15 protein-coding genes are annotated in these 12,982 nt (G+C 59.6%); 11 read left to right on the forward strand and 4 right to left on the reverse strand.

Annotated elements, in window-relative coordinates; all coding sequences use genetic code 11:
• Positions 1 to 80: 80 nt before the first annotated feature.
• Positions 81 to 1,613, reverse strand: coding sequence for a Fic family protein (locus tag DT068_RS22740; protein ID WP_119392189.1), 1,533 nt, complete (start codon positions 1,611 to 1,613; stop codon positions 81 to 83).
• Positions 1,614 to 1,921: 308 nt separating this feature from the next.
• On the opposite strand from DT068_RS22740, the gene DT068_RS22745 reads away from it, so the two are divergent.
• The 6 genes from DT068_RS22745 to DT068_RS22770 all read left to right on the forward strand — a co-directional run bounded on the left by DT068_RS22745 (position 1,922) and on the right by DT068_RS22770 (position 7,330).
• Positions 1,922 to 2,254 (forward strand): helix-turn-helix transcriptional regulator, encoded by a 333-nt coding sequence (locus tag DT068_RS22745; RefSeq protein WP_119392190.1) that lies wholly within the window; start codon positions 1,922 to 1,924, stop codon positions 2,252 to 2,254.
• Positions 2,251 to 3,534 (forward strand): type II toxin-antitoxin system HipA family toxin, encoded by a 1,284-nt coding sequence (locus tag DT068_RS22750; RefSeq protein ID WP_119392191.1) that lies wholly within the window; start codon positions 2,251 to 2,253, stop codon positions 3,532 to 3,534. The genes DT068_RS22745 and DT068_RS22750 overlap by 4 nt, the downstream gene beginning before the upstream one ends.
• A gap of 140 nt (positions 3,535 to 3,674) precedes the next feature.
• The gene (locus DT068_RS22755) at positions 3,675 to 3,968 is read left to right on the forward strand and encodes a helix-turn-helix domain-containing protein (RefSeq protein WP_119392192.1); all 294 of its coding nucleotides are present in this window, start codon (positions 3,675 to 3,677) and stop codon (positions 3,966 to 3,968) included.
• A 13-nt stretch (positions 3,969 to 3,981) separates the two neighbouring features.
• Entirely contained in the window at positions 3,982 to 5,310 is a 1,329-nt protein-coding gene (locus DT068_RS22760) for a type II toxin-antitoxin system HipA family toxin (protein ID WP_119392193.1), read from the forward strand.
• 189 nt (positions 5,311 to 5,499) lie between these two features.
• Entirely contained in the window at positions 5,500 to 5,967 is a 468-nt protein-coding gene (locus tag DT068_RS22765) for a hypothetical protein (protein WP_119392194.1), read from the forward strand.
• On the forward strand, positions 5,954 to 7,330 hold the full coding sequence (locus DT068_RS22770; protein ID WP_162914391.1) for a PBSX family phage terminase large subunit: 1,377 nt from the start codon (positions 5,954 to 5,956) through the stop codon (positions 7,328 to 7,330). The genes DT068_RS22765 and DT068_RS22770 overlap by 14 nt, the downstream gene beginning before the upstream one ends.
• Before the next feature lie 42 nt (positions 7,331 to 7,372).
• Here DT068_RS22770 and DT068_RS22775 read toward each other — a convergent pair whose 3' ends face one another.
• Positions 7,373 to 8,038, reverse strand: coding sequence for a class I SAM-dependent methyltransferase (locus DT068_RS22775; RefSeq protein WP_119392196.1), 666 nt, complete (start codon positions 8,036 to 8,038; stop codon positions 7,373 to 7,375).
• On the reverse strand, positions 8,028 to 8,762 hold the full coding sequence (locus DT068_RS22780) for a ParB N-terminal domain-containing protein (protein WP_119392197.1): 735 nt from the start codon (positions 8,760 to 8,762) through the stop codon (positions 8,028 to 8,030). The genes DT068_RS22775 and DT068_RS22780 overlap by 11 nt, the downstream gene beginning before the upstream one ends.
• A 205-nt stretch (positions 8,763 to 8,967) precedes the next feature.
• On the opposite strand from DT068_RS22780, the gene DT068_RS22785 reads away from it, so the two are divergent.
• From DT068_RS22785 to DT068_RS22800, 4 genes are all read left to right on the forward strand, one after another.
• Positions 8,968 to 9,783 (forward strand): class I SAM-dependent methyltransferase, encoded by an 816-nt coding sequence (locus tag DT068_RS22785; protein WP_119392198.1) that lies wholly within the window; start codon positions 8,968 to 8,970, stop codon positions 9,781 to 9,783.
• Positions 9,780 to 10,547: an FkbM family methyltransferase gene (locus DT068_RS22790; protein ID WP_162914392.1), complete on the forward strand. Its 768-nt coding sequence runs from the start codon at positions 9,780 to 9,782 to the stop codon at positions 10,545 to 10,547. Before DT068_RS22785 ends, DT068_RS22790 begins: the two co-directional genes overlap by 4 nt.
• A gap of 610 nt (positions 10,548 to 11,157) precedes the next feature.
• On the forward strand, positions 11,158 to 11,496 hold the full coding sequence (locus DT068_RS28150; RefSeq protein WP_162914393.1) for a hypothetical protein: 339 nt from the start codon (positions 11,158 to 11,160) through the stop codon (positions 11,494 to 11,496).
• Between the two features lie 258 nt (positions 11,497 to 11,754).
• Positions 11,755 to 12,186 (forward strand): hypothetical protein, encoded by a 432-nt coding sequence (locus DT068_RS22800; RefSeq protein WP_119392201.1) that lies wholly within the window; start codon positions 11,755 to 11,757, stop codon positions 12,184 to 12,186.
• A gap of 132 nt (positions 12,187 to 12,318) precedes the next feature.
• On the opposite strand, the gene DT068_RS22805 is transcribed toward DT068_RS22800, so the two are convergent.
• Positions 12,319 to 12,774, reverse strand: coding sequence for a tetratricopeptide repeat protein (locus DT068_RS22805; RefSeq protein ID WP_368905068.1), 456 nt, complete (start codon positions 12,772 to 12,774; stop codon positions 12,319 to 12,321).
• A 3-nt stretch (positions 12,775 to 12,777) separates the two neighbouring features.
• Between DT068_RS22805 and DT068_RS28435 the strand changes: the two genes are divergently transcribed.
• A complete protein-coding gene (locus DT068_RS28435) occupies positions 12,778 to 12,942 on the forward strand; it encodes a hypothetical protein (RefSeq protein ID WP_368905074.1) in 165 nt (54 codons plus the stop codon).
• Positions 12,943 to 12,982 lie beyond the last annotated feature (40 nt).

Consider the following 12,982-nt stretch of genomic DNA (forward strand, 5'->3'; position numbering starts at 1 on the left):
ATTGTTGGCTTCAAGTTTCGGTGACAGTGCATTTAATTGTTATCTTGTGTCTATTTTGAAACGAAGGCGTGCCAGTGCATTCAACTCCGGGCGTCATGGTCATCGAGTCCGCCGCTGCTCGCCCCATCATGATCTGACAGAAGCTCCCGATAGATGCTTTCGATAGCTGCCACCTCCTCTTCAGTCAGTTCCGCAAATTCCTTCGAACGCGCCCTCTGCGAGAAGGCGCCGCCATTCTGGCGAAGGAAGCCCATCATCAGATCGAAGGTCGCATCGGGCATCTCGATGAATGCGCCGATGCGCTGCCTGGCCTGGTCATAGCGGCGGAGATACTCGACCTCATCCGGCAATGTCTTGCGGATGGTGTGCGCGACGCTGTCCGCCAGGAACTCCGCCTGCGACGTCGCATCGAAGAAGCGAAACAGATCGCCTGTCCGGTTGAGCACGCGGACATTCAGCGTCGGCGTCGTCTCCCACTGCGTCAGCAGGAGGCGCGGATGAGAGTAGTGCTCGAGAACTTCCCTGTAGCGACCGATCTGTTGCAGAAAGACCGCGGAAACCGGGAATATCATGCCGGGCGGATTGAATCCGCTGCGCGAGAGCATGTGGTGGACAAGCCAGCGGTGAATCCTGCCATTGCCGTCCTCGAAGGGATGAATGAAGACGAACCCGAAGGCGACCGCGGCTGCGGCGGTGACAGGGTCGAGCCCGCCTTTTTCCGCCCTTTCGGCATAGGCTATCAACCCGTCGATCAGGCCTGCAATATCCTCGGGCCGCGCGCTGACATGATCGGGAATGGGCGCATTCGTGTCGCGATCGCGCGTGCCGACGAAGCCGCCTTCCGCGCGCCACCCGAAATGCATGAATCGCGCCTTGCCGATGACGATGCGTTGCAGGCGCAGGAGCTCATCGGCCGTGAGAGGACGTTGCCCGGCCTCGCCGATCGCCTGCCCCCAGCGCTGAATGCGATCCTGCGGCGGGTGTTCTCCCTCGATCACATAGGATGCCTTGGAATCTTGCAGCAGAAGAAAGGCGGCGGCCCTGGCCATCAGGTCCGGCGCGGTGCGGTGCACGACCTTGCGCGCTTCCTCTGCCAGAACAGCGCCCGTTACGGCCGTCAGATGGTCCGTGCGCCGGACCAGCGGACAGAAATCGGGCGTGCCCGGCAGGTTGTTGCGGATGCGGTAGCGGGTGACGGTTTCGCCTCTGACCGCAAACTGACGCTGCTCATCCAGGGCGCCGATATAGGGGGCCTTGGGAGCATCCGGCAGCGCGAGCCTCTGCCCGGTCAGCCATTCATAAAGAAACCAGGCGCGCCTGGCATGCTGTCCGGTCGGCTCCGCCTTTACCCACTCTTCGATCGCCCCCTTAGGGATAGCGGTGAAAAGGGCATTGAGGATTCCCAGATCGACAGCCTCATGGCGCAGGGCGAAATCCAGGTGAGCGCTGATCGTATCGTCCGGCCGGTATCGCGGCGTGAGGATGCGCCACCTACCGTCTTGCCGCATCGTGTGCTTTTCGCCGATGGCGACAAGCGCATCGGGCGCCGGCACCTGCAGGCCGAAGGCCGCAATGAGGGCCGCATAGCCTGCCGGCCGCGCTGCCACGGGCATGGTTTCTCCGGCAATTTCCGGGAGGTTGGCTGGGATCTGCAATGGCATGGGCATCTGAAAATCTGTAACTCAATCTGAAAAGTTCGATATTTGCCCGATTTTTCCTGAAAAACGATAACCAGATTTGCTCTGAAAGTCGATTCCCCTCTCTGAATAATGATTAATTTATTGCCGTTTTGCTGATTTTCATTAACTTAGGTGCCGGCTTGGTGACCTGTAATCTCCAATTCTCGGATTTGCTTGGGGTTTCCATTAAGGTCTTATATATAAGATAGTATGTCTGATTTGGATCGTTATATTAGACCCTAATGCGCTCGACAGTTATCGATACTCTTCCCCCGAAGGTAAGGCGCGGGCTTGGCAAGCTCGGCGCGGATATCGCCCTTGCACGCAGGAAGCGCAGACTGACGACGCTGATGATGGCCGAGCGGCTCGGTGTCGCGAAGAGCACCTATCTCAGGATCGAGAAAGGCGATCCCACGGTCGCGATGGGCGCCTATGCGATGGCCTTGTTCGTCCTCGGGTTTGATGCCGCGCTGGGCGAGATCGCCGACGCCCGCCACGACGACCAGGGATTGCTGCTCGACGCCGAACGCCTGCCCAGGCGCATCCGCATCCGCAAGCAGCCTCAGCCCCTATGAGACGAACCATCGCCATCGATCTCGGCGAGGAAGGCCGGCATCTGGGCGTGCTGCGCTACGAAGAGCAGGGGGCTCGCCAGAGCGCATCGTTTGAATATGCCGCCGACTGGCTTCGATCGTCCGACCGCTTTTCGATCGAGCCTGGCCTGCCGCTGGCGAGCGGTCCGCAGTTTCATCGAAAAGGCGGGGATGGCTCGGTCTTCCACGCGGCGATTGCCGATACGGAGCCCGACGGCTGGGGGCGCCGGGTCATCCAGCGCGATCATGCCAGGCGAAGGCAGGAGGCGCGCCGTGCCGGTCGTCCGGTCGATGCGAGGCCGCTCAATTCGATGGATTACCTGCTCGCCGTCGATGATGTGAGCCGTGTCGGCGCGCTGCGCCTCAAGGACGAGAACGGACACTACCAGCGCGCGGCCGAGGAGGGGCGCCGGACAACACCTCCGCTTATCGAGCTCGCGCAATTGGCCGCCGCCACGCGGGCTGTCGAGATGAACGCCGAAACTGCGGCGGACCTTGCCTATTTGCGGGGGCGCGGCACATCACTGGGCGGACTGAGGCCGAAATGCAGCGTCGTTGACGATGATGGCTGGCTTGCGATCGGCAAGTTTCCAAGCGTGACGGATGAACGGCCGGTGACGAAGGGCGAGGTGCTCGCTTTGCGCCTGGCGCGCCGCGCAGGCATCGACGCTGCCGAAGCGCGCCTTGTGGAGAGCGACGGCCGGCCGGTCGCGCTGATCCGGCGTTTCGATCGGACCGCCGGTGGACGGTTGATGTATGTCTCGGCGGCCACGATGCTCGGCGCCGAGCCGGCGGATCCGGACGAGCACAGCTATGCCGAGATCGCCGACGCGCTTCGGCGATATGGCAGCCGGGCGACTGCCGACATCGAAGAGCTGTGGCGGCGGATGGCGTTCTCTGTGCTGATCACCAATGTCGATGACCACCTGCGCAATCACGGCTTTCTCCATGTTGATCGTGGCCAATGGCGTTTGGCGCCGGCCTTCGATGTCAATCCCTTTCCCGACCGGGTTCGGGAATTGAAGACGTGGATTTCCGAGGGGGTTGGTCCCGAGGCTACGGTCGATGCTCTCATGTCCGTCATTGCCTATTTTCGCCTCTCGCGCGATCGGGCCCGCGTGATCCTCGCGGAAGTGGAGGGCGCCGTTGCACTGTGGCGCGAGGAAGGGCGGGCAATCGGCATGACGGAAGTGGAAGTCGAGAGCTTTGCGGAGGCTTTCGAGCACGATGAGCGCGGCGCTGCTCGGGCGTTGATTTCGTGAAGCAGCCCGCATCTGTGTTCCCGATCGGGTACTTTATTTTACCTTGAGGCCGTTTTTCATGCAGAATGTACCCGATCGGGAACAAATCTCTTGATTATCCGGGTGGAGGCATGATATGTACCCGATCGGGAACATAGGACATGACCATGACCCTCTCGACCGATCTCGAAAATAGAGCCCGCACTCTCTCGGCGCAGTTCGGCGCCGGGATCCGCAAGCGCCGGACGGTTGCCCGAATGACGCAGGACGAGCTTGCCTTGGCAACCGGTGTGGGCCGCAGATTCCTCATCGACCTCGAGGCCGGCAAGCCATCCTGCCGGCTGGGCCTGAGCCTTCTGGTCGCCGAAGCCCTGGGTCTCAGCCTCATCGACCTCCTCGGAAAGGCGCCCGCACACGTGCCGCCGGCCGACGACTTGCCGCCACCGTCATCCTGAGGGGGCCAGCGCCATGACCCTTCCGGTCTATTATGAGCAGCGGCTGGTCGGGCTGATCGATATCGGTGCCGATGGCGCCGGCTTCACCTATGATCCGTCCTGGCTCACGACACAGGGCGCATTTCCCATCTCGGCCTCCATGCCGCTGGACGAAAGGCGGGCAGGGCCGGCCGTGTTTCTTCCCTGGGCGGCAAACCTGCTGCCCGAGAGCGGCAATCTGCAGGCGGTGGGCCAATTTCTCGGGCTGGCGCCTTCCGACGTGATCGGCATCCTCGCCGAGATCGGCCGCGACACGGCGGGCGCCCTGTCGATCGGCCGTCCCGGAACATCATCGCCCGGCAGCTGGCGCCCGATCGACAAGGCGGCCGATCTCGAACGCATCATCGAGGAGTTGCCGCGGAAGCCGTTTCTCGTCGGCGAGGAGGGCGTGTCGATGTCTCTCGCCGGCGCCCAGAGCAAGATGGCCGTCGCCGTCGGCATCGACGGACGCCTGTGCCTTCCGCTCGACGGATCTCCCTCGACCCATATACTCAAGCCGGATATTCCGCGGCTTTGGGGCAGCGTGCAGAACGAGGCCTTGTGCCTCACCCTTGCCCGGCGGATGGGGTTGCCGGCCGCCGACGTGACGACCGGCGCTGCCGGAAAGCGCAGCTATCTGCTGGTCAGGCGCTATGATCGCCGGGAAATCGACGGCCGCTGGCGCCGCCTGCATCAGGAGGATTTCTGCCAGGCGCTCGGCAAGCCGCCCACCGCCAAATATGAAGCAAATCGGACGGGCATCCGTGGGCCGGCCCTCAAGGACATGTTCGAGGCGGTGAGACGTCTGGCGCCGGCTTCGGATATCGTGCGGCTCCTCGACATGCTGGTCTTCAATGTCATCGCCTGCAACACGGATGCGCATGCGAAGAATTATGCGCTGATGATCAGGGCATCCGGAATGACGCTGGCGCCAATCTATGACGTCATGTGCGGCGAAGTCTGGGAGAACGTCACGAAGAATCTCGCCCAGAAGATCGCCGGGAAGAGCCGGGGCGAGCATCTGAAGGGGCGGCACTGGCGCCGCTTCGCCGTCGAATGCGGGCTCAATCCGAGGCAGGTTCTGCTCCGCGTCGCGATGCTCGCGGAAGCGGCGGACGCGCATGTCGCCGCCACCGCCGATGACGTGGCCGGCATGCCGGCGGGCGGCCATCCGTTGCTCGCTCAGGTGGTCGATGCCATCCGCAGGCGCGCCCGGACAATTGCGGATCAGCTCAGGGAAACGGGGCCCGAGCCGGAAGCCGAGGCTGAGACCGGAATTGGCAATGAAAGCCGGACAGGGATGTTCTTGCGCGACATGTCCTGACGAGGCTTGACTTTGCGGACCAAAGCATGAGATTTGGGAAATATCAGGATCGGAGAAGTCACGCCCGCGGCTCAAACCCGCGGGCGTTGCGATTCTGAACCCGCCTGCGCTCAAACCGCAGGCTGCGACCGGCCTCCTCAAACCAGGCCTACCTCATCCTTCCCTCCCATCCCAACATCACGGTGCATCATGATCGCCCATCGATTCAAGGGCCGGAATTCCGCGGTTCCGACCTTCCTCACCGAGACGGGCCATCGCCACGCGAAACCGATGGCGCAAGACGGCCCGCCGCCCATGCAGGCACCCGATCCGGCAGGACAATCGCCTCCGCCCGTCCAGGCGCCGCCGGCATCATCCGCCATGTTGCCGCCCGTCCCGCTTGCATCGCCTTCCCGCCCCCTGCGCAATGCCGAGCGGATCGCGGCGGACCGCCAGAAGATTGCCGACAGCGGCGTCCTCGACATCTTCCTCGATTGCATGCGCGGCAAGGTCGAGCTCAGCCCGGTCCAGGTCGATATCGGCTTCGGCCTGCTGAAGAAGATCCTGCCCGATTTCTCCGCCAGCGCGCCGCCGGCGGACGATGCGCAGAAGCAGGAACGTGGCGATGGCGGCGCTTCCCCGGAACCCGAATTCGAGGTCCACATTGTCGATCCCTAAGAGGCTTGAGGTTCCCCGCGCCTTCCAGCCGCTGCTCCAGCCCAAGCGCTACAAGGGCGCCTATGGCGGAAGAGGGAGCGCCAAGTCGCATTTCTTCGCCGAGCAGCTCATCACACGTTGCAGCAGCGCCCGGCTACGGGCCGTCTGCATCCGCGAAGTGCAGAACTCGATCCGGGAATCGGTGCGCCAGCTCCTCATCGACAAGATCGCCAAGTTCGGCCTGGGGCCTAAGTTCAACGTGCTGGAATCGGAGATTCGCGGACGAAACGGCTCGCTCATCATCTTCAAGGGCATGCAGTCCTTCAATTCCGAGAACATCAAGTCGCTCGAAGGCTATGACATCGCCTGGGTGGAGGAAGCGCAGAACCTCTCCGAAACCTCGCTACGCCTGTTGCGCCCGACCATCCGCAAGGCGGGATCGGAATTGTGGTTCAGCTGGAATCCGCGCCATGAGACGGATGCGGTGGACCGGTTCTTTCGCGGCGGCGCTGCGCGCGGCGATGCCGTCCTCGCCGCCGTCACCTGGCTCGACAATCCCTGGTTTCCCGAAGTGCTGGCGGCCGAGAGGGATTCCGATTATGCGAGCGACCCTGAAATGGCCGGCCATGTCTGGGGCGGCAATTACGAGATGGTCAGCGAGGCCTCCTATTATGCGCGCCTCATCGCTGAAGCCGAGCGCGAGGGCCGCATCGGCGATTTCCCGCATGATCCGCATAGGCCGGTTGCGACGGCCTGGGACATCGGCATCGATGACTATACGGCGATCTGGTTCCTGCAGCACGATGGCGGGCGGGTGACGGCGGTCGACTACCATGAGACGAGCGGCCAGGGGGCGGAGGAGATCGTGCGCGAGGCGCTGCCCGAATTGCAGCCGGAAAGGTTTCTGGTCGCGCCAGCCCTTGCGGCCATCGGGCGCGAAGCCGCCTTCCACTATGGCGAGCATTATTTCCCGCATGATGTGAAGCTGCGCGAATGGGGTGCGGCCGGGCGAACCCGCGCCTTGACGCTCATGGGCCTCGGCGTGAAGCCCATCCGGGTCGGCGCGCAGCAGGGCCCGGCGGAGCGCATCAATGCCACGCGCGCCCTTCTGCCGCTCATGCGATTCAACCGCACCAAGCGTGTCATGCTCGGTCTGTCGCGGCTCAGGCGCTATGCGCGACGGCCAAGCCCGACGCTCGGCGGCTTTGCCGGCCCCTTGCATGACATCAACAGCCACGGCGCCGATGCCTTCGGCGAATATGCGGTGAACTGCCCGCTCATCGCGCCGAAGCCGGTGGCGACGCGGGTCCGGGCGCCCTTGCGCGGCACGGTGTTCCTGGAAGGCCCGCCCGTCGAGCGCTACGGGCGAAGGCTGAAGATCTGACGTTTCCTGATCCCCGAAGTGGGTTCCGCCACGTAAGACGGCTTATCGCCGTGCTCGCTGAAGGCAATAAAGGTCATTGACGCCGAACGAGCGTTCAAACGTTCGCTGTTGTGAGATGACTTGCCAACCATGTTCCTCAAATGCCCTGATCAGAGCTGATCGATCATGAACATGGTTCATTGCCCGGCCGGAAAGCTTGGCCTTGATGCTGCGATACCACACGTTAGCCCGCTGACGCATCCTGGTCCAAAGGGTGCCGTCAAATACGGTCGCGCCGACAATCAAATGGGTGGAATTGATTCCGCTAAGTCGTTCGATAGCCCTTTTGGCGTCACGCCAGCGCACCCAGTTCAGAAAGCGGACACAGACGACAAGGTCAATTTCATCCCTATGCTGCGCAAAGTCGTAAGTGAAGATATCTCCAACCACGAGCCTGTATCTTGCGTCCCCGCCTGTTTTGCGTCGAGCCTGCTCGAGCATGTCGGATGACAGGTCAATCGCGACGATCGGCCCCGGTAGTTCCTTGTACCAGTCAACCCATCGACCAGTACCGAATGGACAGTCAAGAACGCTATTGGGGGCCACCTCCCGGATCATCTTGGAGAAGGCGTCATTCTCCGCTTTCCATCGCCGGCTATCGCGCCGGCTGTCTTCGTAACCGCTTGCGGAGTCGCCCGTATATCGCCGCTGCAAGACTTCAAACGCCACAGGTTTTCTTCCCTAAATGCTGCGTACCGTTGAACTCGAAATAGCGTCGAAATCCCGCCTGTGCAACCTGCTTGGAGATGAGCTTGTTACGAACCATCGGCCAGTTGTCGGCATCGTCGTGGTCAATCAATCTTGGCCATCCCGAGCAGAATTGAGCCGGTATCCTGTCGCCTCCGAGGAAAGTCAAGGCTGCCGTCCGATGCTTTCCTCCTCTCACGAAAAATCTATAGCTGTCGTCCAGTTTAAGGAAAAATCCTCGAATGCGATGGCGACGGAGAAATCCATTGTCTCGGATGCTCGCTGTTACCGAGAGGAGGCGCTCATATTCAACCCTTACTTTCTCGGCGCTGGCCGGCCCATAGTATGAAATACCATGCTCAAGACCCAACCCCTCTCCGGTTGGTGGTTTGGTGATCACCCATGGCAGCGCCCATGGAGGCAACTCGCCGTCTTGCCCAAGATAATAGAACTCTTCAAAACTATGGGGGCGTACCCGGCGGTAGTATGCTTCAAGCACGTTAGGGCCTTCCGAAAGCGCCGCCACAAAGGGATGCCATCCCCCGGAGTAACGAGAGGCCCCGTGCATCACCAACATATCAATCGGCAAATCAATGATGACCTTGTCGTCGTCCCTTGGGCACGCAATTGCGGCCGAGATATTTGAAATGGATTTAGTTACATCGAAGTCCTTGCGACAAATTAGCTTCTGTAGGAGCGCAATCATCGCGTGGGTCCAAGTTCGGAGAACGCCGGCTGTCAGGGAAACTTCATCTCTTTGTTACCCAATTGTCGCAGATTCGTAGTCAGAAACGCTTCATGGGTCAAGGATTGGGATGCCCATTGGGTCCGGTCCCATTGACAGGCGAGAAGTGGCCCGGCAACTACCCATGCCAGCGTGTTGAATAGACCATTCCCCGGAACCCTCACTCATGTTCAATGTCTGGAAGCGGCATTTGCCGCGCGGCCTGAAGCGTGCGGTCATGGTCTGGTGGTATGACACCGTGGCCCGGATGGATACCAAGGGTGAGCTTCTGTTCCTCAACCATGGCTATGCCGGAGAGGGTGACGCGCCCCATACGATCGCATTGCCGGCCGATCTCGAGCCCCATCGCTACCCCATCCAGCTTTATGATCTCCTGGCCAGCCGGCGGGACTGGCGCGACAAGGAAGGGCTGGAAGTGAGCTGCGGGCTTGGCGGCGGCGTGATGTATGTGGACCGTCAGTATGGTCCGCGGTCGATGACCGGCCTCGATCTCTCGGCCGCCTCCGTCGAGGCCTGCCGGCGCCGGTTCAACGGGGCTCAGCTGCGTTTCGAGACCGGTGACGCGCAGGCCATGCCGTTCCCCGACCACAGCTTCGACATCGTGATCAATGTCGAGTCGTCTCTCAACTATCCGGACTTTCCCCGCTTTCTCAGCGAGGTGAACCGCGTGCTGCGGCCGGGCGGGACATTCCTCTTCGGCGACTACCGCAGGGCTGCGAAGATGATCAGGGTGCGCCAGGCGCTGGAGAAGATGGGCTATGCCGTCGAAACCATGACCGACATCACGGCCGGCATCGTCCGTGGGCTCGAGCGCGGGCGCGAGCGCAAGCATGCCTTGATCGACCGGCATGTGCCTTATCTCCTGCGCGGGCTGGTGCGGGGATTTGCCGGCCTGTCCCGCGAAAGGGATGAAGAGCACCACAAGTTCCAGAACGGCCACAAGAGCTATCTGATGGCCGTGCTGACCAAACCCGCCACGTGAAACTGTCCAAACATATCAGGCGCGCCAGGATTCTCGGCGGGATGATGGCCCTGGCGGTGGCGCGGCGCATAGGCCGCCTGGGCATCGCTTCCTTGCTTGTCAGGGACATTCCACGCGAGGCGCAGGTCGTCTATCTGGATGCGGGCCTCCACAAGGACGCCCGCCAGCTTCGCCTGGTGAGCGGGTGGTTTGCGCCCCGCTGCCGGTTTCGCGCGGTCGGTTTCGAAGCGCATCCGGACTATGCGAGGCTTGCCGAAATCTCCCTGGCGGGGCTCGCCGATGTGACCGTGGAGAATATCGCGGTCGTCGGTCCCGGCCAGCCGGCGACCATGAGCCTCAACCTCGACGGCACGACCGGTCTGGGCGACAGCCTCATTCGCAAGCGCACGGGCGCTTCCATCGAAGTGCCGGCCAAGCGTCTGACGCACTATCTGGCGGAGGCGGGGATCGACCCAAAGCGGGATATTATCCTGCTCAGGATGAATATCGAAGGTGCGGAGCTGTTCGTGCTGGAGGATATTCTGGAGGCCGGCCTGACCGAGGCGATCGACGGCTATTACGGCACCTGGAACGATCCCGAGAAGATCGGCGGCGAGACGGCGCGCCAGTTCGACGCCATCCTGGAGAAAACCGGCATCCGCAATTTCCGCTTCAACGATCCCGACTGCAATTATGAGAGCCGCAAGGCGCTCGTGCGCTACGACATGGTGACATCGATCCTTGCCGGCGGACGGAAGAAGCGCGCAGTGGATGTTCGGACGTAGCGCCGGCTGGTTCCTGCTAAGGCCTCGTCCTGCCAATCGCATTTAGAGCGCGGAGCGCTCGATTGGAATCGTTTCGGCGCTCTAAGAGATTTCGATATTGGGGATCAAATGCGGCTGTCGCGATGGAGAAACGAGTTAGGCGCAACGTTCATCACTGCGATCGGGCTTTTTCCGGCGCTGATTGGAGCGCTCGCTCTAATTTCCTACGGTTTGGACTCCGATGATTACCATTTCGGAAGTGAAGTCGGTGGATACATTTATAGGAGCCCCTATTACTATATCGGAACAAGCGTCATGTTGACTTTCCTGTTCCTAGCAGTCGTGGGATTGAGAAAACCGAGCTATAAGATCTTTGCTGTGATGCTGCAGGCAATGATCCTGGTTTTGACTGTCGGATTTCAATGACGGAGCACCTGAATCGATGTTGCCCGGCGGTCGTTGATGTGGTGGTGGATGGGCATGCCGGTCCAGCGACAGCGCGCGTAATTTGACCGCAGACTGCATTCTCCAAGCGGGAGCACACGGAATTATGCACTGTCAGCGAATTTGCACATTCTATGCTTTTGCATCATTCCTTCTGATAGCCGTCGATATATCGGTAGCGGCAACCATGGATTATTACGAGCATGTTTGCTGGGATCCTTCTGGTATCGGCAGTATTCGCCTCGGCTTCAAGAATGAATGGGGGCAAACGCGCGCCTTAACTTTCGAAGTCGATGATAAAGTTTTGCTGATTGAGACCAGAGAAGTACGAAGTGCATTGGACTGGAAATACCTCAAGGGAATTCATCTGAGAACGAATGGGGATAACCAAACGTCGATGTCAATTGAGATTGTCAAGCAGGGCGGCACTGAAACAAGAATGGTAGAAGGTGGTTACGTCAGCCATGACTGTTTGAGGAGGCTGGTTGCTAAAATTGGATCGGTAATAAAGGTTCGTGTAAACTGAAAGTTGATGACGCGAAAGGGAATTACGGACACAGTGCATTCAACTGTCTATTTGTGTCACTTGTAAAACGCATATTCCAGTTGAATGCACTGTCACCGAAATACCCACCGAAATACCCGGAAGATGGCGGATAGTATATGATGACACTCGGAATCGGTAACAATGTGATTCCTGGAGTCAGCTATATGAACCAATGGCAAGGTCGACTGATCTTCCGTCACATTGACAGTCAGATGAGGATGAATATCGAGAAACATCATGGCTACTAGAATTCAAGGGCTTCTCATGCTGATGGCAGCGTGCATTCTTCAACCTGAAGCCGGAGCAAAGACTGCAGTTGTGCAAGCGAAATTAGTAGAATCCGCATCGCCCCTTCGCATTGTGGAATTCACGCTTCCTGGTGGCGCGAGTGAGGTGCTATACGCTAAGTTGAGGGGATATGCAGACAAATTTGGCTTCGCTATTAGAATTGCGCCTACAACTCCGGATAGCCAGCGCGTTCTAATAGAGATGTGGCGGGAAGAAATAAGGCTTCTGGGGCTGAATGCAGAGCGCCCCAGTAGCTACACAATTGCGTTCTACAAAAATATTGGCATTGGACAAGTCCCAGACAAATTCCTGGATCAACTGGTGAGCGAACTGACTGAATCCCTAGAAGAGATTAAAGGACTCACGTTCACGACCAGATGAAAACGTTCTCAGAAAATTACAGTGACAAAAGTGCATTCAATTGTCTACAAGTATCACTTGTAAAACGCTGATTCCAATTAAATGCACTGTCACCGAAATCTGACGAAATCTGAACTGTCACCGAAATCTGAATTATCTGAGTAACCGAGTGTCTGTAGGGTTTCTTGCAACAAGCTGGAAAGACCGCCATAGAACGGCCGCCAGCGAAAGGCAGCCTGGAATGACTTTAGAAGGGCCCATATGTCCCTTTATCATTGCCATCGCCCTTTCGCGGCCCGCCCAAACATGTCCATGGGCGGCGGCATGGTCTCGATAGTAGGCGGATAGCTCGGAATTCTTCTCAATTGCGATTCCGGCCTCCAGCAATCGCGATAACCTGTATATTGCAGGCAGATATCCAGCGTGCGCCAGTTCATCAACAATGGATAGAGCCTCCTTATGAGCACCTTTCCTTCTCAGGAATTCTGAAAGTTGATATCTGGCCCACAGATTTTGGGAGGCTGCGGCTTTTCTGTACCAATGCTCAGCCTGAGAAGGATCGGCGGGCACTCCCAAACCGGTATCACTTGCCCAGCCTAATCTGACCATCGCATGCGCATTACCCTCGGCGGCCAAAGTCTGGAAGATGGCTACGGCATCTCTCCACTCCCCTTCGTCCGCGAGTTTATCCGCTCGCTGAAGGGCTCTTTCAATTTCATTCCCGTTCAAGTGATCCTCGCCAATGAATACTTGGCAAAGCATCGCGCAAGCAAATAGAACGCCTCAACCTCTGCCTCATGCCCTTTGTGCGCTGTCT

Origin of the sequence: Taklimakanibacter lacteus (assembly GCA_003576695.1) — a bacterium.
In the GTDB taxonomy this organism is placed as follows: domain Bacteria; phylum Pseudomonadota; class Alphaproteobacteria; order Rhizobiales; family Aestuariivirgaceae; genus Taklimakanibacter; species Taklimakanibacter lacteus.

Bases quoted from the DNA above. Each gene is read 5' to 3' on its own strand.
- DT068_RS22740 (WP_119392189.1), bottom strand. From the start codon at position 1,613: ATGCCCGTGGCAGCGCGGCCGGCAGGCTATGCGGCCCTCATTGCGGCC.
- DT068_RS22745 (WP_119392190.1), top strand. From the start codon at position 1,922: ATGCGCTCGACAGTTATCGATACTCTTCCCCCGAAGGTAAGGCGCGGG.
- DT068_RS22750 (WP_119392191.1), top strand. From the start codon at position 2,251: ATGAGACGAACCATCGCCATCGATCTCGGCGAGGAAGGCCGGCATCTG.
- DT068_RS22755 (WP_119392192.1), top strand. From the start codon at position 3,675: ATGACCATGACCCTCTCGACCGATCTCGAAAATAGAGCCCGCACTCTC.
- DT068_RS22760 (WP_119392193.1), top strand. From the start codon at position 3,982: ATGACCCTTCCGGTCTATTATGAGCAGCGGCTGGTCGGGCTGATCGAT.
- DT068_RS22765 (WP_119392194.1), top strand. From the start codon at position 5,500: ATGATCGCCCATCGATTCAAGGGCCGGAATTCCGCGGTTCCGACCTTC.
- DT068_RS22780 (WP_119392197.1), bottom strand. From the start codon at position 8,762: ATGATTGCGCTCCTACAGAAGCTAATTTGTCGCAAGGACTTCGATGTA.
- DT068_RS22785 (WP_119392198.1), top strand. From the start codon at position 8,968: ATGTTCAATGTCTGGAAGCGGCATTTGCCGCGCGGCCTGAAGCGTGCG.
- DT068_RS28150 (WP_162914393.1), top strand. From the start codon at position 11,158: ATGGATTATTACGAGCATGTTTGCTGGGATCCTTCTGGTATCGGCAGT.
- DT068_RS22800 (WP_119392201.1), top strand. From the start codon at position 11,755: ATGGCTACTAGAATTCAAGGGCTTCTCATGCTGATGGCAGCGTGCATT.
- DT068_RS22805 (WP_368905068.1), bottom strand. From the start codon at position 12,774: ATGGTCAGATTAGGCTGGGCAAGTGATACCGGTTTGGGAGTGCCCGCC.
- DT068_RS28435 (WP_368905074.1), top strand. From the start codon at position 12,778: ATGCGCATTACCCTCGGCGGCCAAAGTCTGGAAGATGGCTACGGCATC.